Here is a 21019-nt window from a genome sequence, read left to right on the forward strand (position 1 = left end):
AATCCAAAATCATTAATTCCTATAACGTCAATATCTTGATCACTCACTCACTTATCCACAGTAATGCACAAGATCATCCACAACACTGTACAAAATAGATGCCTACGACCAACCCCACTCATGACAACATAAAGCTGTCATTTTGTACTTTGCTCTTTGATCTTTTCCAGCTCTTTTTCAACGGTGGCAACGACATTTTCCCAAGTAATATTAAAATGCGCATAAAGAGCATCAATCGTTCCACTTGCTCCAAAGCCATCCATGCCAATAAAGATACCATCACAGCCAATAAAACGGTCCCATCCTTGCCGAACAGCGGCCTCAATGGCAACTTTAATCGGCGCCTCTCCAATAAGAGCACGCTGATAAGAGAGAGATTGTTGAGAAAAAAGTTCAAAACAAGGCACTGACACAACACGCGTTGGGATGCCTTTTTCTTCTAACACCGCATGTGCCTCCACTGCAATTTGCAATTCTGAACCAGAAGCAAACAGCGTCACTTGTGCATCATCGCTAGCTGTTAGGAATTCATAAGCACCAAGCATACAGAGATTTTCTTCTTCATACTCTTGACGCAAAAGCGGTAGATTTTGTCGGCTCAAAGCCAAGGTAGAAGGCATCCCGCGTGCTTTCAAAGCCAATTGCCAACACTCGACTGTCTCCATAGCATCGGCAGGACGAAACACAAAATGATTAGGCATTGCACGCAGGCAAGCCAAATGCTCCACGGGTTGATGCGTCGGCCCATCCTCACCAAGACCAATAGAATCATGAGTCATGACATAAATCACCCGCAACCCCATGAGAGAAGACAAACGCATAGCAGGACGCATATAGTCAGAAAAGCATAAAAAGGTTCCCCCATAAGGAATAAAGCCGCCATAAAGGGCAAGACCATTCATCACAGCTCCCATTGCATGTTCGCGAATTCCATAATGCAGATAGCGCCCTGAAAAATCTTCAGCAGAGATACTTTTCATCTGGCTGCTTTTTGTATTATTAGATCCGGTTAAATCAGCCGAACCACCAATAGTCTCAACAACGACCTCATTGATCACTTCAAGAGCCATTTCCGAAGCTTTACGCGTAGCAACAACGGGGCGCTCTTCAACCAATTTCTGTTTATAAGCATCGACAGCGCTATCAAATCCGCCCACGAGATCGCCCCGCATCAATCGTTCAAATTCCACACGCTCTGAAACAGGAAGATCAGCAAATTTTGCTTCCCACTTTTGGCGTTTTTTAGCAGCATTGAGACTAGCCAAGCGCCAATTATCGAGAATATCGGCTGGAATAACGAAAGGCTCAGCATCCCACCCTAAAGCAATACGGGTTTCAGCAATTTCTCGTGCTCCTAAAGGGGCTCCATGAACTTTGTTGGTACCCGCTTTATTTGGTGCTCCAAAGCCAATTGTTGTTTTACAAGCGATCAAAGTTGGTTTATCGGAATTTTGTGCCGCCTCAATAGCCCGCGCAATTGCTGCTTGATCATGCCCATTGACTTTATGTGTCTCCCACCCAGATGCCTTAAAACGCGCAATCTGATCTGTACTGTCAGCAAGGGAAATCTCTCCATCGATAGAAATATTATTATCGTCCCACAACACAATAAGCTTATTGAGTTTCAAATGCCCTGCCAAGGAAATTGCTTCTTGAGATATCCCTTCCATAAGGCATCCATCGCCCACCAACGCATAAGTGTAATGGTTGATAAGATCACCAAAACGGGCATTTTGCAAACGCTCTCCAAGAGCCATCCCCACGGCATTAGCCAATCCTTGTCCGAGAGGACCAGTCGTTGTTTCGATTCCCGCCACATGCCCATATTCTGGATGCCCAGCAAGCTTTGCTCCTAATTGGCGAAAATTTTTGAGATCTTCAATGCCAATATCTTCATAACCAGAAAGATACAGTAGAGCATAAAGCAACATAGAGCCATGTCCTGCTGATAACACAAAACGATCACGGTTAGGCCAGCGAGGTTTCGTGGGGTCATGAGCAAGGAATCTTGTATAAAGAACCGTAGCAATATCGGCTGCTCCCATTGGCAAGCCGGGATGACCAGAATTTGCTTTTTCAATCGCATCAATAGCAAGAAAACGGATAGCATTGGCCATCTGATTCTGTTGGTGGGTGTTTGTCATGAATAATCGACCATTTCGTTAAATACGTTATTCTGTTGCTTTTTCCGTATTCTCTTAAAATTCTCAAGAAATACTATTTTCTAACCATTAGCGTGAGACTTTTTGCCACCACTTCAATAATATTAATAACATTCCCCTCACGCGTTCTGTATATCCATGTCATTTATGCCAATACGCGCAAAAAATCCAGCTTTTAATTTATATCTATCCCCTGCTTTGCTTGCTAAAATATCCTACATACTTAAAAATAAAATGCACACAACACAAGAGTGAAAGTGATTCGTTTTTGCATAACACATTGATAAAGGATACAATTACCCAAAGGATAAAAGCAATGAACCAAGAGACTACAGTTCTACAAGATGCTTTAGAGCACCTAGAAAAGGCACTTAGAACTTTAGAGATCACCATAATAAACCGCAATGCCGTTATTGATAAAAATAACGAATGGGAAGAAGAAATCCAACGAATGAATGCTGACCGCAGCCATCTTGCCCAAGCGCTTGACAAAGCTGAAGCCCAAATTGAACGCTTAGAGTCCGTAAACAAAGAAGTTTCCAAACGTCTTATTAAAGCAATGGAAACAATTCGTGTTGTCATTGATAGATAAAGGTTTGAATGTATGGAAACTGTTTCCGTTACCATTGATGGTAAAGTTTATCGCATGGCTTGTGACAAAGGACAAGAACGTCGTCTTATTGCGCTTGCTGCTCAATTGGATCAATATATCACACATTTAAAGAACAATTTTGGTGAAATTGGCGACCATCGTTTATCGGTTATGGCCGGCATAATGATTATTGATGAAATGGAAGAAATAAAACGAGAAAATAAAAAATTACAAGAAGACTACAATACTCTTTTACGACTCCACAACGAAAGAGACCGCACCATGGGGAAAATTATGCGTGACACCACACAACGCATTGAAAATCTCACCAACCAATTGCTCAAAGATGATCAAAACTGCACAAACCTTCAAGAACAAGAACAGGAACAGGAAGATTTCTAAAAAGTACATCAGCGCGTAATAAACCAGAGATTTGACTTGTCCGCCACATCTCACAGGATAAAAATCTTAAACCCACACCAGTCTGTAAACAGTCTGGTTTTTTATAGGAAGGATTCCAGCTACTCACGACTTATGGGATTAACTTAAACCTCAACAAGAAAGCCCTACCCTGAATATTTCACCTCCGCACAAACGCTTCCTATATCAAGGAGACTGCCTTATATCACCACATTTCAAATGAGATGTCTTTTAACCGCGCAATAAGATAACAAAATCAACATCATTGTAAAAAAAATCATATAAATGACAACAGCAACAAACAAATAAAGCATCCTCAAAGAAAAAGAGCTATATTCATGTTCCCTATGAATGCATACCCCAAAATCCTTGCCCCTAGATAATATCAAGCAGATTCAATATATATTAAAATATAACCTTATCTATTATACTGTAAAACACCGCTATTTTATAATAAGTACTATGCAGTCTCTGCCCTGAAATATCCAACAGACGAGCCCCCCAAGAAGAACCATATTGTGTACAAATCAGCGTGGGTTTTAGAATTTTCATCCTTGAGAGTAGAAAAAAAGCCAGACCAAAAGATTATGTTAATCTCATACAACTTCAAACATCACAAACAACAGTAATAGTTTTTGCAAACATTCTCGACCGCCATCTTTATCCTGATAACACAACACTCTACCCCTCTCCTCCCCCTCAAAACCTCCACACCTATGAAAGTGGAAACCAGCACCATCATACACTTTACCAGCCCTCATTGTTGCGACAGTCCTTGGCACTAAAACGATTCATAATTGGTACAGTTTTACCCGCAAGGCACACCCGCTATTGCCCACCCATTTATGACGTGCAAGTGAAGAGTTATCATTGACTCAACATGAACAAGTTTCAAATGAGAGAATCTTACGATATTGGGGTTCTAATTCAAATTGAACAATGCTATATTATCATTATAAATCAATATGTTGCAAATGATCCGACAAAGCATATTTTCAAAACACATTCACCTAACACTTTTTCTCATAACATACCAGCATGACTTTTTAGGCACATAATTCTAATTTTATTCAATTCTGTTTGCAAAAGTTTAAAATGGGAAAAATTTCAAGGCTCTCATTCAAAAGGCAGAAAAATGAACATCTCGCTCGTATAAACCTCAATAAAGCGATTCACAATATGCCTAAAAATGAGATAAAAGGTATAGAAATCTCCCATAAACGCCGCACCATAAACACAACTTCTTCAAGATAACGACCAGAAGCAGATTTAACAAACAACATCACCACATCCCGCTCCCAAAACCTGATGTCCAAACGCCGTGCTGTTTCCACAATGGGCGATAAAGCAATAATGGGTCTATTAGGGCGTTCACGAGAGACACGCGCCTGTTGTCTCTAAGCGGATTAAATCCCCTTCGTTCCATCTTGAGAGACAGAAGCAATACGTAAGAGGTTTGTCGCACCAGGCGTTCCAAGAGGAACGCCGGCAGTCACAAGGAAACGATCCCCTTCTTGGCAAAAACCTTCCTGAAATGCAATAGCTGCTGCTCGATCAACCATATCCTCTAAACTCCGTGCATCTTGCGTGACCACACAATGAAGCCCCCAAACTAAAGCCAAACGCCGTGCTGTTTCCACAATGGGCGATAAAGCAATAATTGGTCTATTAGGGCGTTCACGAGAGGCGCGCACCCCCGTTGTTCCTGAAGCCGTATAAGCAACGATAGCGGATAGCGCAAGTGTTTCAGCAATCTGACGCGCAGCAAGAGAAATCGCATCCGTTCCAGTTGATTCTGGTGCAGGATGTTGTGCCCCAACCTGAGCGGCATAAGTGTGATCTTGCTCAATTTGCCGCGCGATTCGGTCCATCATAAGCACAGCTTCTTCAGGATAACGACCAGAAGCAGATTCAGCAGACAACATCACCGAATCCGCTCCTGCATAAACGGCTGTAGCAACATCTGAGACTTCTGCGCGTGTGGGAACAGGAGATGTGATCATTGATTCGAGCATTTGTGTTGCCACCACAACCGGTTTTCCAGCTAAACGACAAGCTTTTATCAACTCCATCTGAAGTGCAGGAATCCTTTCCAGAGGTATTTCCACACCGAGATCACCCCGTGCAATCATAATCCCATCGGAAATTTCAATAATCTTCTCTATATGCTCCAAGGCTTGAGGCTTTTCGATTTTAGCCATCAAAGACACCTTGTTTTTCGTCAACTGACGCACCGCTATAATATCTTCTGGACATTGAATAAAAGAAAGCGCAACCCAATCAACAGGGTGCTGTAACAGAGCCTGAAGATCCTCCTTATCTTTTAAGGTCATCGAATCAAAAGGCAAAATTGTATCGGGAAAACTCACACCTTTTCGATCAGAAATACGGGTACCAGAAACCACGCGGCACTGAACAAAGTGATCATCACATACTTGCGCGCGCAGTTCCACCCTTCCATCATCAATCAACAACCGGTCCCCTGGTTTAACAGCCGCAAATACATCCTCATGAGGAAAAAAAACACGCTGTGCATCACCAAGAACATCGCGATTATCTAATGTAAAGCTTTGCCCAACACGCAAATCTTCTTGCCCCTTAGCAAAACGCCCCACACGCAGTTTTGGCCCCTGAAGATCCACTAAAATACCAATGGGGCGTCGAACTGTTTTTTCAACTTCTCGTATAGACTTGACCAAATCACCCAGCATATCACGATCAGTATGGCTCATATTAAGACGAAAAACGTCTGCTCCTGCCCTAAAAAGCTTCTCAATCATCAAACGAGAAAAAGAAGAAGGACCAAGAGTTGCAATAATTTTTACTTTACGTGCACGTTTCACGGTGGAGAATTTCCTGAAAGAGAAGGTATAACTGAATTGTTTAACAAAGACTCATCCGTCAACTGTACCATCCAACTGGTTTGATTTCCGGTATCGATCTCTTTAAATTCAGCCTTTTGATATCCTCGAGGGAAACAATCATGAACCCCTTGAATAGTAAATTGGCTATCTTGCACACACATGGTCACAGAGCCTGCCCAGTTCCCTTTTTTTTGTGCCCCTTCCGCATAAAAATAATAAAACCGTGAAGCAAGAGGCCCCTCAATTAAAGTTTTACACTCCGTCACTGGTACCGTCCACCAGCCTTCGCTCACCCATCCTGAAAATGTACGATATCCAAGAGCAACCCCTACAGACTGCTGGGTTGTATTACAAACTCTAAAGTCAGCTTTTGCAAAAACAACAAAGGGAAACAAGAGCAAAATGCTCAAGAGAAAAACTTTTAATCCTTTCTGAAACACCCAATATCGCTTTTTTAAAATCACAAAACTTCCTCTATAATGCCAAATTCTCAAAACAAATTACACATTTCTTTTTTTTAAAGCTTTTCAAATCTAAAACGTATATTTTTATATTTTTCTTTTTATAGCCCTTTTATCAATGCATATATCTTAAAAATTTTACAAAATATTTAAAGTCAATTTGTAAAAAAGCTGTGTAGCTTGATTTACTTTTTATTTTCAAGCTTTTTAACATAAATTCGTCGTCGAAAAACAACTTAAAATATATAACTTGGAGAAAAATACAATGAACGATACAGTAACCGATCAAACACACGCTATATCCGTAAACCAATTACGCTCTTTTATCGAACGTATTGAACGACTAGAAGAAGAGAAAAAAACCATTTCTGATGATATTAAAGACGTTTACACTGAACTTAAAGGCTCTGGTTTCGATAGTAAAGCTGTTCGAAGCATTATACGGCTGCGTAAAAAAGAAGAACATGAACGAATGGAAGAAGAAGCAATCATTGAGCTTTATAAAAATGCGCTTGGTATGAATTAAAACCATTGATAACGTTGGAAATTTTTTTAAGAAAAGAAAATGCAAAAAACAAATGGCAAAAAACAAATGAATGTATAAAATTTTACCCAATAATAAGCAGTTTGTGTAACTTGTAACGAGACTATCGGTCACAGAATACACAATATTGCAACAGCCCTCACATTTAAAAGGATTTATACAGAGAATTTTTATTCTTATTCTTCAATCATTGTTTATCCACATAAACCCTCACTTGTATGCCAATCTATGCCAACTCAGTTTGTGATGTGCAAGAGAGGTGTTTTTATGATTAAACATCAATAAATTTGAAGTGAGAAAGTCTTCCGATATTGAGGACTCTCTTCAAATTAAAAAAATGAGTTATGATGATAAATCAATTTCTTATCTACGAAAAGAAACATATGAAAATAGTCAGCAGTTGAAATCCGCTAAACGAGAATCTGAACTGTTTACAAAAGAAGAGGTGGTTAAAGATCTTAGTCTTTTAGGATAGGGAAAAATTCAGCATATTTACACATTTGATAAAAAGACCCTTAACAAAACTTTATTCGAATCTATTAACGGACTCATAAAGATCATTGATTCGAGAGGTTAGAATGTGATCTTTCCATTTTCCAGAAATCATCAAATAGTCTTTGGCATAGCCTTCTTTTTCAAAATGAAGGCGTTTTAATAAACGTTCGCTTTTTATGTTCTCAGGTCTATAATTTGCCATCACTCTATGTAGATGATAAACATGAAAGATATGGCGTATTAGAGCCGATAAACTCTCAAACATAAGACCTTTTCCTTGTTGTTTTTCATCAAGAGAAAAACCAAGATGACAGGCTTGAAAAACACCCCGAACCACATTTGTAAAGTTAACAACACCGATAATTGTATTTTCATTTTTTAATCGTACAGCATATCGGTATGCTTGTCCTTGTACGCTTTCACAAGCAAATGCATTGGCTCGTGTTTCCCAAGCTGTTAGGCTGTGATAACCATCAGATCTAACAGGTTCAAAAGGACGCAGATGATTTGCATTACGGAGGTAATAAGAAGACAGCTCAGCTGCATCTTCTAAACCGATCAATGTGGAAATTGTTCGCTTTGTTTTAATTGCCATCATTTCCTCCTCCTAGAAATGTTACAATAACACGTTGATTTATCCTAGAAAATCATCATTTTTAAACTTAAATTATAACATCAAATACAGTAAGCTTTCCTCATCACAACACTTCTTACGTTAGAATCAATGAGGATCATTTGCTTTTCCATCATAAGCGGGGGTGGTATGTTTAAAGCATAAGGTAAAGACAAGGGCATGTTTCTTATGAATGCTCTCAAATTCCAAGGGGCGCTATAGCAACACTAAGAGCGAGCAAAATATGCAATGGAACTGGCATATTTCCATATACGAAATTTTGAAAAAACTCACGGCAAAGATAGTTTTGTTTCTTTGCCTTGTAAGCTCAGAGCATGCTTGTTTTGCGCTACCATATCACTACCCCCGTATACAAATTCCAATGACCATCACCTTGAGGTGCTATATGTTACAGTGCGATCTAAAAAGTCTCTGCCATAACCCGTCAACAACACTGTTCGCGCTAAATCAGCCACAAACTCTTGTAACAAATCAAAGAAAAGCGATGATGCAATACGAATTAAAATGCTTAGATCTTAATATCTGAAACATTACCGTGAACGCGCTTCCATTTCTTCGCGTAAAATTTCAAGCTCTAACCATTCTTCTTCTTTTTGTGTGCAAGTATTTTTCTTTTTTTCCAACGCTGTTGATAAACGCTCAAAACGCTCTTTATCACTGCGATAAAGGGCTGGATCAGAGAGTTCTTGCTCAATTTTTTTGATTTCGTCCTGCAAAACAGCAATTTCTTCAGGCAATTTTTCTAATGCATAAACCTGCTTATAAGACAATTTATCTCGTGTTTTTTTCTCCCGCCCTATCAAGCGATCATCTGTTGATGTGTCCTGCTTTGAAAGCTCTCCCGTATGAGCTTTTGAAGGTGCTTTACGTTGCGATAATTCTGTTCTTTTGCGTTGTAAGCGAAGAGCATGCTGGTTTTGCGCCATCATATCACTATAGCCGCCCGCATACAAAACCCAATGACCATCACCTTGAGGTGCCAACATATGCGTTACAGTACGATCTAAAAAGTCTCTGTCATGGCTGACCAACAATACTGTCCCCGCAAAATCAGCAATAAATTCTTGCAACAAATCCAAAGTTTCCATATCCAAATCATTGGTCGGTTCATCAAGAATCAAAAAGTTTGCAGGACGAGAAAGAAGACGTGCAAGCATGAGGCGTGCTCTTTCTCCCCCAGAAAATTCTTTAAGGGGAGTGCGTGCTTGTTCCGGTGAAAATAAAAAGTCTTTCATATAAGAAACCACATGCCGCTCCAGCCCATTGATCACAAGAGTATCACCTCTTCCTCCCGTTAAATAATGCGCTAAAGTTTCTTCTTCATTTAAAATACGTTGCTGATCAAGCAATGCCATGGAGAGGTTATAGCCATGCCTCACCGTTCCACTATCCACGGCTTCTTGCCCAATTAATGCAGAAAGGAGCGTTGTCTTTCCGATACCATTGGGTCCTACCAACCCGATTCGATCACCCCGCTGAATGCGCAAAGAGAAATCTTTCACGATAATGCGATCACCATAGGATTTTGAAATTTTCTTTGCTTCAAGCACCAATTGCCCAGAATCATGACTTTTCGCTGCTGTCAAAAGTGCATTTCCCGGCTGCCCTTTATAGGTTTGATGACGCTGTCTTAAGTCTTTTAATTCGCCTAAGCGCCGTACATTACGCTTACGCCGTGCGCTCACGCCATAACGCAACCATTGCTCTTCACGAGCAATTTGGCGCCCCAATTTATGCTGTTCGATGGCTTCTTCTTCCAGTGCTTTATCACGCCAATTTTCAAACTCAGAAAAACGCTTTTCCAGTCTTTTGGTTGTGCCACGATCAAGCCATACCGTTGACCGCGTAACATTTTCTAAAAATCGCCGATCATGGGAAATCACCACAATCGCTGAACGCAAAGAAGCCAAAACAGCTTCCAGCCATTCAATGGTTGGTAAATCAAGATGATTGGTTGGTTCATCTAAGAACAAAATATCGGGTTTTGCAGCAATGGCCCGTAACAGTGAAACACGCCGCTTTTCGCCTCCCGAAAGCGTTTCCAATTTTTCCGCCCCAGAAAACCCTAAATTTGTGCGAAGCGTATTGATCCACTGGACATCAGATGTATCGTCCAGCCCTGCTTCCATATAAGCGTTAATATCTTCAAATCCTGAACAATCCGGATTTTGTGAGACATAACGGATTGTTACTCGCGGGTGGCGAAAAATTTCGCCACCATGAGGCTCTAATATTCCTGCGGCAATTTTTAATAAGGTTGATTTTCCACAACCATTACGGCCAACCAACGCAATACGCGCCCCCTGCTCAACCGATAAAGAAGCTTGATTGAGCAAAGGCGTTTTTCCAAAATTTAAGAAAATGCGGTCAAGCCGCAGAAGCGGCACCGCCATTAACGAACGCGGCGCGGACAAGGTGCTTGATACATCACCCCTCTTGCATCACGGTAAGCACACAATTGCCGTACTGGAACTCTTTGTCTACAAGGTGCTTGGTAAACATGCCCTCTACGACCACGATACGTGCACAATTGTGATGCCTGTCTTTGTTGTTTTCTTTGATTTGCAGCTGCACCTGTTACTGTTCCAGCCAAAGCACCAAATGCTGCACCGGTAAGTGCTGCTCCAGGCGTACTTCCAGCAATAGCAGTTCCAGCCAAAGCACCGATTGCTGCTCCTCCTACGCCGTAACGTGCAACGCGTTCATCATTTGTAGTACAAGCGACTGAACTGAAACCAATGGCTGCAACAACGGCCACTTTAAAAATTGATTTTAACATATCAAAACCTTTCCTTCTCAAGATCAATACATATATCGTTTATGTCGGCACTTCATCACTAGGCCCCCCCCTGCCTTATTCAAAATATATTGGAAGAGCTTTATGGAATAGGTACAGACACTAGCAATATAGCTTTTCCAGAACCTAAATGGCAAGAAAAGGTTCCACAAATACGGTTAGAAAGTGTTAAAGAAGAGCCAAATGACACATTTTTATCACAAATTGGCCATTTTACTCCCTTAAGCGTTAAACTTTTTAAATCAGAAAAACCGATAAGACTAAACAAACACCCTTTAGGCAAATCATATGAACAAGGTTTTGACAAAACCGGCCAACCTTCTTCCAAACCGCTTGTCAACAACACTGAAATACCCCTTTCAGCCATCATCAACGCTTGCGTCATATGAGAAAGGCTATGATCACTTCGCTCCCCTCCCAAAGCACCGCATAAAATAAGCTTTTTAGCACCCTTTTGCAGCGCTCTTTCACATGCCAGAGCACTATCTGTCATATCTTTATCAGAGGGAAAAACTTCACGCGGAACATGACTATATTGGCGGATTAAATTCTCATCTGATGAATCAAAATCTCCTAACCACAACTCAGGCGTTACATTAAGCGTTGCCGCATGACGCATACCACCATCCGCAGCAATCACCCGACTGTTTTGAATTTGATTAAGCAAACGATCAGTGATACAAACATCGCCATTTAACAATATCGTAAATGTTGTCATGCCATACTTTGCCTTTCACAAAATTTCTTCTCTAAAGCACCCTTTTTATAAATCTAAAGCACCCTTTTTATAAATAAGAGCCTTTTTTTATAAACAATAACCGTGATATATCTTTATCCCTAAAGCTTATCTTACAACAAACACACGATACAAAGATACAAATGAAATTTGCCAAATTACACTGCAGAAACAACGTGCATCGTGATCCAATACACCCTATTTTTCACCGCAATTTTCTTTTTCGCTCGTGCTTGTATAAAGCAACTTTCATAAGTTTAACGTTTCTCCTTTCCGCTTGTCATACACCCTTTTCTCAAAATGAAAGGCTTTCTTCCACTTCTTCTAAAACGATCAAACGTACCAACAACCACAATATCTATGTCACATTAAGCGCTCTGCAACACCCACGTATTTTGCAAATGTATGGTGGCGCTTATCATGATGCAAAACTTGAACACCTTTTAGCAAAGATTGTCCGTAAACTGGCAGTTGCATCACATAGTTCTCATCAAAGCTATTCTGTCACAATTTTAAACTCAGAAACTGTTAACGCATTTGCTCTCCCCAACGGCTCGATCTACATCACTCGTGGTATGCTGGCATTAGCCAATGATTCTTCAGAAGTTGCAGCCATTTTAGCCCATGAGATAGCACATATCAGAGCCAATCATGGCATTTTACGCCTGCAAAAAGAAGCCCAATTAAAGATGACCAATCACATGTCTTCACGTCTTCTTTCTTCTATTGGCAAAAAACTTCATAACCCTATGCAAAACAAGCAACAACTCGCGCAATTTTCCCGAAATCAAGAGCTGGAAGCTGATTCTCTTGCACTCGAAATGCTCCAACAATCAGGATATGATCCATTTGCTTCACCACGCTTTCTTCAAACAATGGAAGCCTATAGTGCTTTTCGTAATATCTCTGGCACCAATGCCTCTCTAGATTTTTTAGCCTCTCACCCAACCACCCCTCAACGCATTCGGCTTGCGATAGAAAAAGCGCGTAAAATCAGTAAAGAGAATAGTAAAATATCCGATCATGATTCTTTTCTCAAAAGCATTGATGGCATAATTTTTGGAGGAGGCTTTTATACAGGTTTTGTCCGAGGCAACCAATTTATTCACCCACAATTGCGCATAGCTTTTTCTGTTCCAAACAATTTTACAATAGAACATTCAGCACACACTGTTTGGGCCAGTGGACCAGATAAAATTGCGATTCGTTTTGACGCTATTCCACATTCTTCTGAAATATCTGCGAGTGATTATTTGAAAAGCGGCTGGATTATCGGGCTAGACCAATCATCTATCCGCCCCATCACAATTCAAGGGCTCCCCAATCAAGAATTTATGCGCCAAGAATCCCAAAGCCAAAGTTTACTTGGAGCACGGGCCCATGCTACCAATGATCAATGGCAATTTGATGTAGTTGTCATTCCATTCAACAACCACATCTTTCGTTTTTTGACGGCCGCCCCACATAATTCTCGAAATTTTGCAGAGGTTGCCCAAAAAACGCTACAAAGCTTTCATTCTCTTTCATCTTCACAGTTAAAAAAATTGCAGCCCTTAAAAATCCGTGTTGTCCGTGTTAAACAAGGAGAAACCGTTGCAAATCTTGCAGATAAAATGCAATACACACCATATAAAGAAAAACTCTTCCGCATTCTCAACGCCCTCTCACCAACGCAAACTTTACCCGCAGGTGCAAAAGTGAAAATTATTACAGAATAAGCCTTTCTTCCCATCTATTACAGTTTTAATTCTTTTCTATCTGTATCACGCCCTCCCCCTTAAAGCATATTCGAAAATAAAGAGGAACACTTTAAAATCCAACTTCATCATGCCTTTATAGGCCTCCGTGTGATACATATTTCCTCCAACTAACTCTGCCCCCTATCTTCCTCTGTTTATCAGTAGCGCCCCCAAGGAGGCATATTCCTAAACAAATATGAATACCCCCTAAAACTGACTTTATCATATTCTCATATGCCCCCACTTAATACATTCTCTTTCCTCCCCCCCCCCAAAGCATTTCACTGCTTATATATCGTAAGCGTCTTCTGAATGAACCGTAAGGAGAGCAGAACGCAATTTTTGCAAAGCCCTAGCTTCAATTTGACGCACGCGCTCTTTCGAGATTCCTAACTTTTCACCGAGCACTTCTAGAGTCGCCCCCTCTTCATTTAAGCGACGAAAGCGAATAATTTCCAATTCCCGTTCGTTGAGAATTTGCAACGCATCGTAAAGCCATTGTGTACGCCGTTGACCATCAATCACTTGCTCAATTAAAGCATCAGGAAGAGGACTATCATCCACCAACACATCCATTTTAGCAATGGGATTATCGCTGTTTTCAGAAACAGAAACGCTCAAGGAATTATCAGAACTGGAAAAACGAAAATCCATTGTTTCAACATCACGCACAGAAACACCGAGTTTTTCAGCAATTGTGCGAAAAATATCCTGTTTTGACAAAGCACTATCATCTTGCACTAGTTTTGCTCGCAAACGCCGCAGATTAAAGAAAAGTGCTTTTTGCGAAGAACTGGTTCCCCCTCGAACAATTGACCAATTTCGCAAAATATAATCTTGAATAGAAGCGCGTATCCACCACGTTGCATACGTTGAGAAACGCACTTCCCGATCAGGTTCAAAACGTGCAGCAGCTTCCAATAGTCCCACATACCCTTCTTGTACCAAATCCCCCAATGGCATTTTGAAACGTTTAAAGCGATTAGCAATAGCAATCACTAAACGCATATGAGCCGCTGCAATTTGATGCATGGCATCATCATCACGTTTGTCTTTCCACCGCAGAGCCAAATCATGCTCTTTTTGTCGTTCAAGATAAGGTGCTTGCATAGCAGAACGCATCATATTACGTCCTAAGCTTTTGTCTGCATCGCTATAATTTTTGCTGCTTTTATAAACAGCATTTGAAAGATTACCCATAATAACCCCTTGCGATTAAAATTATCAAAATTGATTTGGCAACGACATCATTGTTCTTCGCTTAAAAAGAACGCAAAAGTTGTTAACTTCTGTATCCACTACTTTAACGTGTAAATTTATAATCGCAATTGTTTTTTTTACTGTCATGGTAAAACTTCTTGTCACAAGACACAATTTCACCTGTAAAATGCCTTTACACTATGCCTTTTAGCCTATGAAATATTTGAAAAAACTTTCTCTTCACTTTTCATGACAAAACAGCAAAAAAAAGTGATCATGCAAAACAAATGCTGTTTTTTGATAACCGGTTCCGTTTCCTTTTAAATTGAAGAATTTATTTATGCTTTCAGCTTTACAATACAACTAATAAGTGTAACTTGCAAATATAAAGCATCCAAACTGAATGAAAACTGAATAAAAAAAGAATCATTCAAGTTTTTAAGGCGCAAAGAAACAGCAAAAAATGACAAGAGTGATTGAAGCAAATGTAACAAACGTGTTAAAGAAAGAGCACCATTATGAAATTGTCGCAAAAAGCTTTTGACCAGTGTCACACTGAGAAAGAAAATGATCATGGATAGCAAGATTGTTCAACAGAATGAGATTCTTCAAGATGATATTCTCATTGAAAAACACGGAAGGGGTAAATTTGAAGGTTTTCGTTTTTATGCCAACAAAAACAGTACCGATCAAATAGCTGAGAAGCAAATTTCAACAGATAATGAGAATTTGATTCTTGCTTTTTCCAAACGCGCGACCCGTTTTTGTTCTTGTGCAAATGGAGATTTTACCCTCAGTTCTGATGGAATTGTGCGCTGGATTGGTCAACCTGTAGGACAACTTGTAGCAACAGAAGATTTTTTCAAACCCAAACTGATTGTTTTAGCAGATGAACAACTCACGGGAGAATCCCGCAATAACGTTGTGAAGCGATTAGAACGCTTTGTCACCTTTCATTTTGAAACGACTTTAAAACCCCTGTTTGATTTGCGCAATGCTGATAATTTAACGGATTCAACAAACAGTCTTGCTTTACAACTTTTTAACTCTTTAGGGATTTTACCCCGCCGCGAAGTCTTAGACATTGTCAAAGGTCTTGCGCAAGAATCGCGTGCCGTGCTTCGGCGTCTAGGTGTGCGTTTTGGCGCTTTTCACATCTATGTTGCCGGAATGCTTAAACCAGCTCCAGTTCAAGCCATTACTCTCCTGTGGACTCTTCAAAATGCGGGACAAGATCAAACTGGTTTTGGTGAAATTTTTTCAGCATTATCTGCTGGTCGAACCTCTTTGATTGTTGACCCTACCTATAACCGCCAATTTTATCAATTAGCCGGCTACCGAATCTTAGGACAACGTGCTGTACGGATTGATATTTTAGAACGTCTTGCCAATCTCATCCGCCCCGCACTTCATTGGAAACAAGGAAGTGATCCTAAGCCCGATGGAGCCTATGATGGCAAAAGTTTTTTTGTTACACCAGCCATGATGTCCATTCTTGGGGCCAATGGAAACGATATGGAAGAAATCCTCAAAGGACTTGGTTATCAATCGTACAGCATAAGCAATAGTGTTTTTGAACAAAATCTCTTTGCACACCAAGCCTCTTCCCCTGTCAATGGGGCAATGCAAGATGTTCCTGCAGCAGAATGCGTTGGAAGTCAATGGCAAACAATAAGCGATTTAGAAACAACACGAGAAGAAAAAACTACCTCATACCCAAACACTTTATCCTCTGGTATTGAAAAACATCTCCATAAAACCAATCGTTTACCAGCAGCTGAACCTGTTGGGAATTTTGCCAAATCCCCTCGCTCTACAGAAGAAGATAAAGTTATTTTATTATGGCATTATAGGCACCAATTTCACCACCAAGCACAAAAAAAACGTGATAAATTAGGAAATAAGTGGCAAAATAAATCGAAGAACGCTGTAAAAAAAGCGGAACACACAAATGAAAATTCCCCTCAAGAAGCACTATCACAAGCAAAACGCTCTCATAAGTTCCACAAATCCCAAGGAAAACATGCAAATCATAAGCCTTTTCAAAAAGAAAAGCGCCTTAATCCTGATTCACCTTTTGCGAAACTAGCTGTACTACGCGATCAACTCACCAATCATAAAAACACGCACCCACTTTCCTCTAAAGAGAATTAAAGTAACAAATGGAGTTTGATCTTGACCCACGTAGTAACCGACAACTGCATTCACTGCAAATATACGGATTGCGTTGAAGTCTGCCCAGTTGATTGTTTTTATGAAGGGGAAAATATGCTTGTTATTCACCCCGATGAATGCATCGATTGTGGTGTTTGTGTGCCAGAATGCCCAGCAGAGGCGATTTTACCTGATACAGAACCAGGATTAGAAAAGTGGTTAGAACTTAATCTTCATTATGCAAACAAATGGCCTAATCTAACCACTCGAAAAGATCCTCTTCCTCAAGCAGAAGAAATGGATGGCATTCCAAATAAATTAGAAAAGTATTTTTCAGAAAATCCAGGAAGTGGCGAAGAGTAATGATACAGTGCCCACCCTCCTCCTTCAACGATTGAAAGACTTCTCTTGTAAAAATAAAAAATCCTTAAGCGAAATGATTGATTCTTTGGAAGTTTGATGTTAGTGTTATTTTAACATGATCATCTTTCTAAGTATTTTTCTTTGCTTGTTATAGTAAAGCGATGTATTTTTTTTTGGATTTAAAAGTACTCGACTTTTATGCTCACTTAATTGGTACAATATACTTGGTTAAAGAAAACTCAACCCTCAGGTTTATAACCTGTTTTCCGATACATTTGTTGATCATAAGGGAGTAAACTAAAATATGGCATCCCAACATGGAACGTCTTCCAAGACCAAAGAATTCGCAACCTCTGAATATATCGTCTACCCTACGCATGGAGTAGGACAAATTATAGCGATTGAAGATCAAGAGGTTGCAGGACATAAATTAAAACTTTTTGTCATTCATTTCGCAAAAGATAAGATGGATGTCAAAGTCCCCATTGCAAAAGCCCTTTCCGTTGGAATGCGTAAATTATCTGCTAGTGACTCTGTCGAACGTGCCTTAAAAGTTTTACGCGGAAAAGCACGCGTTAAACGGACCATGTGGTCACGTCGTGCACAAGAATATGATGCTAAAATCAACTCAGGAGATCTTATTTGTATCGCCGAAGTGGTCCGTGATCTTTTCCGCTCTAATCTACAACCTGAACAATCTTACTCTGAGCGCCAACTTTATACAGCTGCTCTTGAAAGAATGGCCCGCGAAATTGCAGTTATTAATAGTCTTTCTGAAACAGAAGCTATCAATCTCATAGAGATGCATCTCTCCAACAAGCCGGAACGCGAGTTTAAAACTGAGAGAGAAGAAACAGATGAAAACAGCAAAGCTGTCTACGCTGCATAATACACTCTTTCATCATCATAATAATATTTCGGTAAAACCAGCTTTTTGCTGGTTTTATTTTTTAACATCCTCTCTGCCCTTAAGGACAAAATTTCTTAACCAACGCCAATCTATAAACAATCTAACTTTTCGACAAATTCCTCCTCCTCATTTTCTTTCTTCATAAATAACAAACTGATTAATCATCATAATCTAGCATATTCATATTAAATTAGAATCTTGAATATGGTAAGATTTCTCATTTCAAATTGCTCTCATGTTGAAATTAATCAAATTACTTGTTTGTCAATCACAAGCGGAGCTGATCTGTGGGTAAAAACTGTACAAAAAGAGCTAGTAGAACCATCTCAAGCACCAAAGGATATACCAACATTGGAATCTGGCAAAATGTGTAAGGCTGCTGGCTTGCTTTTTCATTAAGCGTAAAGATCATAGTGCCGTTTATACACTACACCCGAGACTTTACCATTTACCCTTCTACAAAACCATCGTAACATTCAAAAATACCGTCATAAAATGGATGCCACAAATATTGAAAAATATTCCTTTTAAAAAAACGCGTGACGGTACAACATAAGCATATTTTGTCGTGGGCGCTCTATTTTGCATGAGAAGCATTCCCCCATTAAAGAACGCGATAAAAAAAGCATGAACTAAAACCATCATCTCCATTCTGTAAAAGGCATGCCAAATACTTTTGAAAGCAGTAAAGCTAACTTAAAAAATAACAATAAAAATGAACGTTAGCATTGCCCTTTCAATTTCATATTTTTCCCAAATGAGATTTCTCATTTCAGAGATTACGAGATATACGCAATATTCTTACTCTAATCGGACACATAAAATCTAGAATGATTCATAGAACTCTTAAAAGTCTCAATCTCTGTTTCAAACAAACCGCTAAAGATTGGATATTCTCAGCAGGAATTGTCCATATATCATCTTCAATCTGATCTTCACGAATATGACGCAAAGGATTAGTACGAACGCCTGTCAGGATAAGCAAACGCAAAGCCAGTTGTGTTATGTTTTGTATTTTACAGAGTAACTGATAAAAAGCAGGAACATCTTTCCAATCCATGGCTGGTCTATGAGTGGTTTTATGACGTTGTTTGCCTTAAGAGCGCGCATGCTTTTATCGTTGCTTGTAAATCAACATCCAAACCCAAAGCAACCGCATGTTTGAGACAAAGATTAAGACGCTTCAGTGCTTTATCTGCTGTTGCAGCTTTTGCATGCCAAATAGAGGCAAGGGTATTGCGTATCTCTGTTTGCGTAATCTCTGAAACGGGCAGACAACCTAATTTGGGGAGAATATAAAGGCGTAAGGGTGAAAACCAATCACAAGTTTTACCATCTCTTTTTAATTCAGTTTTACGCTATCTAAAGCAATATCTTTTAAATAATGGAGATTGCGCATTGCCTCACGCTTTTGTTTCTCACGTTCTTTAATGGGATCACGCCCCTCACGTAAAACAGCCCACCACCCAGTTGCCAATTCACGGAGTTTGTTTTAAAGAAACATCTCTCAAGGCACCCAAGCCCATTTCGCAGCCCCCGGAATGGTATAACGTTAAGTCCATTAAGCACCCCCATTTTTACGCTGATGAAGAAGCAAGCCGGCACCATCGTTATATTTGTCAGCTCGTGGGTGTTGTGCGACAGCCCTTGGCTCTTGAGACAATTCATAAGAGCCATTTCTAGTCCTTTCTTATACAAACTTTATCCACACACTCATCCCGCTTGTGACGTGCAAACGAGTGGTGTTGATTAATTTTAGATAGAGAGATTTGAAATGAGTGAATCTTACGTTATTCGGGGTTCTAATTCAATATGAAAAAAGTAAATTATATGTATAAATCAATATGTTATCTAGTGATGAGCAGATAACAAAAAAAATCATAAACTTAGATAAGCACCACCATAAAATCATTCATAAACCAGCTATGAACTGGAAAGTCATACCGACTTTGATAAAATACTTTGCTCATCCCCATACACAACACATTTGGTTTTAAGTTTACTTATTTTTACAAGCTGTTCGCAACAAATCCCTTATATTCACAAAAATAAGAAAAATATATGGACAATTCTTAGTTCAAAAATATGAAAAGACAGCGTGATATTCATAGAAAAGTCTCATGCACCTTTATCATAAAAAGCACTAAAGATCATTGAATGTGTACACCTTCTGTCTTGTAACGGTTTTCTCTTTTCTGCTCATAAGAAAGCGCGCTGGCATCAGCATACATTTAACCCCAATGTTACAACAATTCTTACATTTGAAAATATTCATTATAAACATTTTTCCTTTTTTATAGAGTTTTCACCCACATGCCAGCCCCACGTGTGACCGAAAAGCAAGTGATTGTCATTGATTCAACATGAGAGAAATTTGAAATGAGAAAATCCTACGATAGACCTTCCATTCAAGGCGCAAAACAACAAATGATCTTTATAAATCAATGTGATGTCGATCTCTATTTTTTTAAGGAGAATCACATGTCACAATATAAGCCTATAGACAAACCATTGCCTTAAATATTCTCATAAAAAACACCGGTATGCTTAAAGCCTTACATGGATCAACCACCTTAAACGACGATATTTTACGGTCTAATAGGATTCTCTCTATAATCAATAAAGATTAAGTGCGATACAAAATGATTCTATTACTGAGCTAACTTATATCAATACCCAAGCTCTTAACGAAGTCATCATAAAAGACACTGATACAAGTAGCCCTTTATAGCCTCTCAAGAAAACAAGAAAATCATCTCCCACAATAGAATCATTTCTTTACAGCAAAACTTTATCCCACACATGTTCTCAAGAAAAAGTGAAAAACGCATCTTACCCAATGCATTCACTAATGAAATAAAAGAAGTTGATCTCTGGAAAAGAAAGAAAACGCTAAAGTTTTAACCACTAAAACAGAACGTCCACGATACATTCCCTGTTCCACATCG

Annotated in this window: 16 protein-coding genes and 1 pseudogene; 7 read left to right on the forward strand and 10 right to left on the reverse strand. The window is 39.6% G+C overall.

The window, feature by feature from the left end; all coding sequences use genetic code 11:
- Positions 1–137: 137 nt before the first annotated feature.
- On the reverse strand, positions 138–2144 hold the full coding sequence (gene tkt, locus ACFIJJ_RS03470) for a transketolase (RefSeq protein WP_375645920.1): 2007 nt from the start codon (positions 2142–2144) through the stop codon (positions 138–140).
- 334 nt (positions 2145–2478) lie between these two features.
- Between tkt and ACFIJJ_RS03475 the strand changes: the two genes are divergently transcribed.
- Together ACFIJJ_RS03475 and ACFIJJ_RS03480 are read left to right on the forward strand one after the other, a co-directional pair.
- Positions 2479–2754 carry a DUF4164 domain-containing protein gene (locus ACFIJJ_RS03475; protein ID WP_005774573.1) on the forward strand — a complete coding sequence of 92 codons (276 nt, stop codon included), beginning with the start codon at positions 2479–2481 and terminating at the stop codon, positions 2752–2754.
- A gap of 12 nt (positions 2755–2766) precedes the next feature.
- Positions 2767–3156, forward strand: a complete 390-nt coding sequence (locus ACFIJJ_RS03480) for a cell division protein ZapA (RefSeq protein WP_375629691.1) — start codon at positions 2767–2769, stop codon at positions 3154–3156.
- A 614-nt stretch (positions 3157–3770) separates the two neighbouring features.
- On the opposite strand, the gene ACFIJJ_RS03485 is transcribed toward ACFIJJ_RS03480, so the two are convergent.
- The 3 genes from ACFIJJ_RS03485 to ACFIJJ_RS03495 form a co-directional block, all read right to left on the reverse strand.
- Positions 3771–3935, reverse strand: a complete 165-nt coding sequence (locus tag ACFIJJ_RS03485; protein ID WP_375622567.1) for a hypothetical protein — start codon at positions 3933–3935, stop codon at positions 3771–3773.
- 645 nt (positions 3936–4580) lie between these two features.
- Positions 4581–6017, reverse strand: coding sequence for a pyruvate kinase (gene pyk, locus ACFIJJ_RS03490; RefSeq protein WP_375645922.1), 1437 nt, complete (start codon positions 6015–6017; stop codon positions 4581–4583).
- Positions 6014–6502: a DUF1036 domain-containing protein gene (locus ACFIJJ_RS03495; RefSeq protein WP_375622563.1), complete on the reverse strand. Its 489-nt coding sequence runs from the start codon at positions 6500–6502 to the stop codon at positions 6014–6016. Before ACFIJJ_RS03495 ends, pyk begins: the two co-directional genes overlap by 4 nt.
- A gap of 262 nt (positions 6503–6764) precedes the next feature.
- Between ACFIJJ_RS03495 and ACFIJJ_RS03500 the strand changes: the two genes are divergently transcribed.
- Positions 6765–7025: a DUF2312 domain-containing protein gene (locus ACFIJJ_RS03500; RefSeq protein ID WP_005774567.1), complete on the forward strand. Its 261-nt coding sequence runs from the start codon at positions 6765–6767 to the stop codon at positions 7023–7025.
- Positions 7026–7569: 544 nt separating this feature from the next.
- Here the strand turns inward: ACFIJJ_RS03500 and rimJ are convergent.
- The 4 genes from rimJ to ACFIJJ_RS03520 form a co-directional block, all read right to left on the reverse strand.
- The gene (rimJ, locus tag ACFIJJ_RS03505) at positions 7570–8133 is read right to left on the reverse strand and encodes a ribosomal protein S5-alanine N-acetyltransferase (protein WP_375645923.1); all 564 of its coding nucleotides are present in this window, start codon (positions 8131–8133) and stop codon (positions 7570–7572) included.
- A gap of 569 nt (positions 8134–8702) precedes the next feature.
- On the reverse strand, positions 8703–10565 hold the full coding sequence (locus tag ACFIJJ_RS03510; RefSeq protein WP_375645963.1) for an ABC-F family ATP-binding cassette domain-containing protein: 1863 nt from the start codon (positions 10563–10565) through the stop codon (positions 8703–8705).
- Positions 10565–10951 (reverse strand): hypothetical protein, encoded by a 387-nt coding sequence (locus ACFIJJ_RS03515; protein ID WP_375645924.1) that lies wholly within the window; start codon positions 10949–10951, stop codon positions 10565–10567. Before ACFIJJ_RS03515 ends, ACFIJJ_RS03510 begins: the two co-directional genes overlap by 1 nt.
- 100 nt (positions 10952–11051) lie before the next feature.
- Entirely contained in the window at positions 11052–11687 is a 636-nt protein-coding gene (locus ACFIJJ_RS03520; RefSeq protein WP_375645926.1) for a thiamine diphosphokinase, read from the reverse strand.
- A gap of 161 nt (positions 11688–11848) precedes the next feature.
- Here ACFIJJ_RS03520 and ACFIJJ_RS03525 point away from each other — a divergent pair, with 161 nt between their 5' ends.
- Positions 11849–13423 (forward strand): M48 family metalloprotease, encoded by a 1575-nt coding sequence (locus tag ACFIJJ_RS03525; RefSeq protein ID WP_375645927.1) that lies wholly within the window; start codon positions 11849–11851, stop codon positions 13421–13423.
- Between the two features lie 309 nt (positions 13424–13732).
- Here the strand turns inward: ACFIJJ_RS03525 and ACFIJJ_RS03530 are convergent, their stop codons facing one another.
- Positions 13733–14644 carry an RNA polymerase factor sigma-32 gene (locus tag ACFIJJ_RS03530; RefSeq protein WP_375645928.1) on the reverse strand — a complete coding sequence of 304 codons (912 nt, stop codon included), beginning with the start codon at positions 14642–14644 and terminating at the stop codon, positions 13733–13735.
- A gap of 573 nt (positions 14645–15217) precedes the next feature.
- On the opposite strand from ACFIJJ_RS03530, the gene ACFIJJ_RS03535 reads away from it, so the two are divergent.
- The 3 genes from ACFIJJ_RS03535 (at position 15218) to ACFIJJ_RS03545 (ending at position 18050) form a co-directional block, all read left to right on the forward strand.
- Positions 15218–16798: a hypothetical protein gene (locus ACFIJJ_RS03535; protein WP_375645929.1), complete on the forward strand. Its 1581-nt coding sequence runs from the start codon at positions 15218–15220 to the stop codon at positions 16796–16798.
- Between the two features lie 21 nt (positions 16799–16819).
- Positions 16820–17161, forward strand: a complete 342-nt coding sequence (gene fdxA / locus ACFIJJ_RS03540) for a ferredoxin FdxA (RefSeq protein ID WP_375622556.1) — start codon at positions 16820–16822, stop codon at positions 17159–17161.
- Positions 17162–17465: 304 nt separating this feature from the next.
- Complete coding sequence (locus ACFIJJ_RS03545; RefSeq protein ID WP_273790499.1) at positions 17466–18050, forward strand: CarD family transcriptional regulator; 585 nt, start codon at positions 17466–17468, stop codon at positions 18048–18050.
- 907 nt (positions 18051–18957) lie between these two features.
- On the opposite strand, the pseudogene ACFIJJ_RS03550 reads toward ACFIJJ_RS03545, so the two are convergent.
- Positions 18958–19748: pseudogene (locus ACFIJJ_RS03550) on the reverse strand (tyrosine-type recombinase/integrase); the annotation flags it as partial.
- Between the last annotated feature and the right edge of the window lie 1271 nt (positions 19749–21019).

This window comes from Bartonella sp. TT29SHDZB, from assembly GCF_042193395.1.
Taxonomy (GTDB): Bacteria; Pseudomonadota; Alphaproteobacteria; order Rhizobiales; family Rhizobiaceae; genus Bartonella.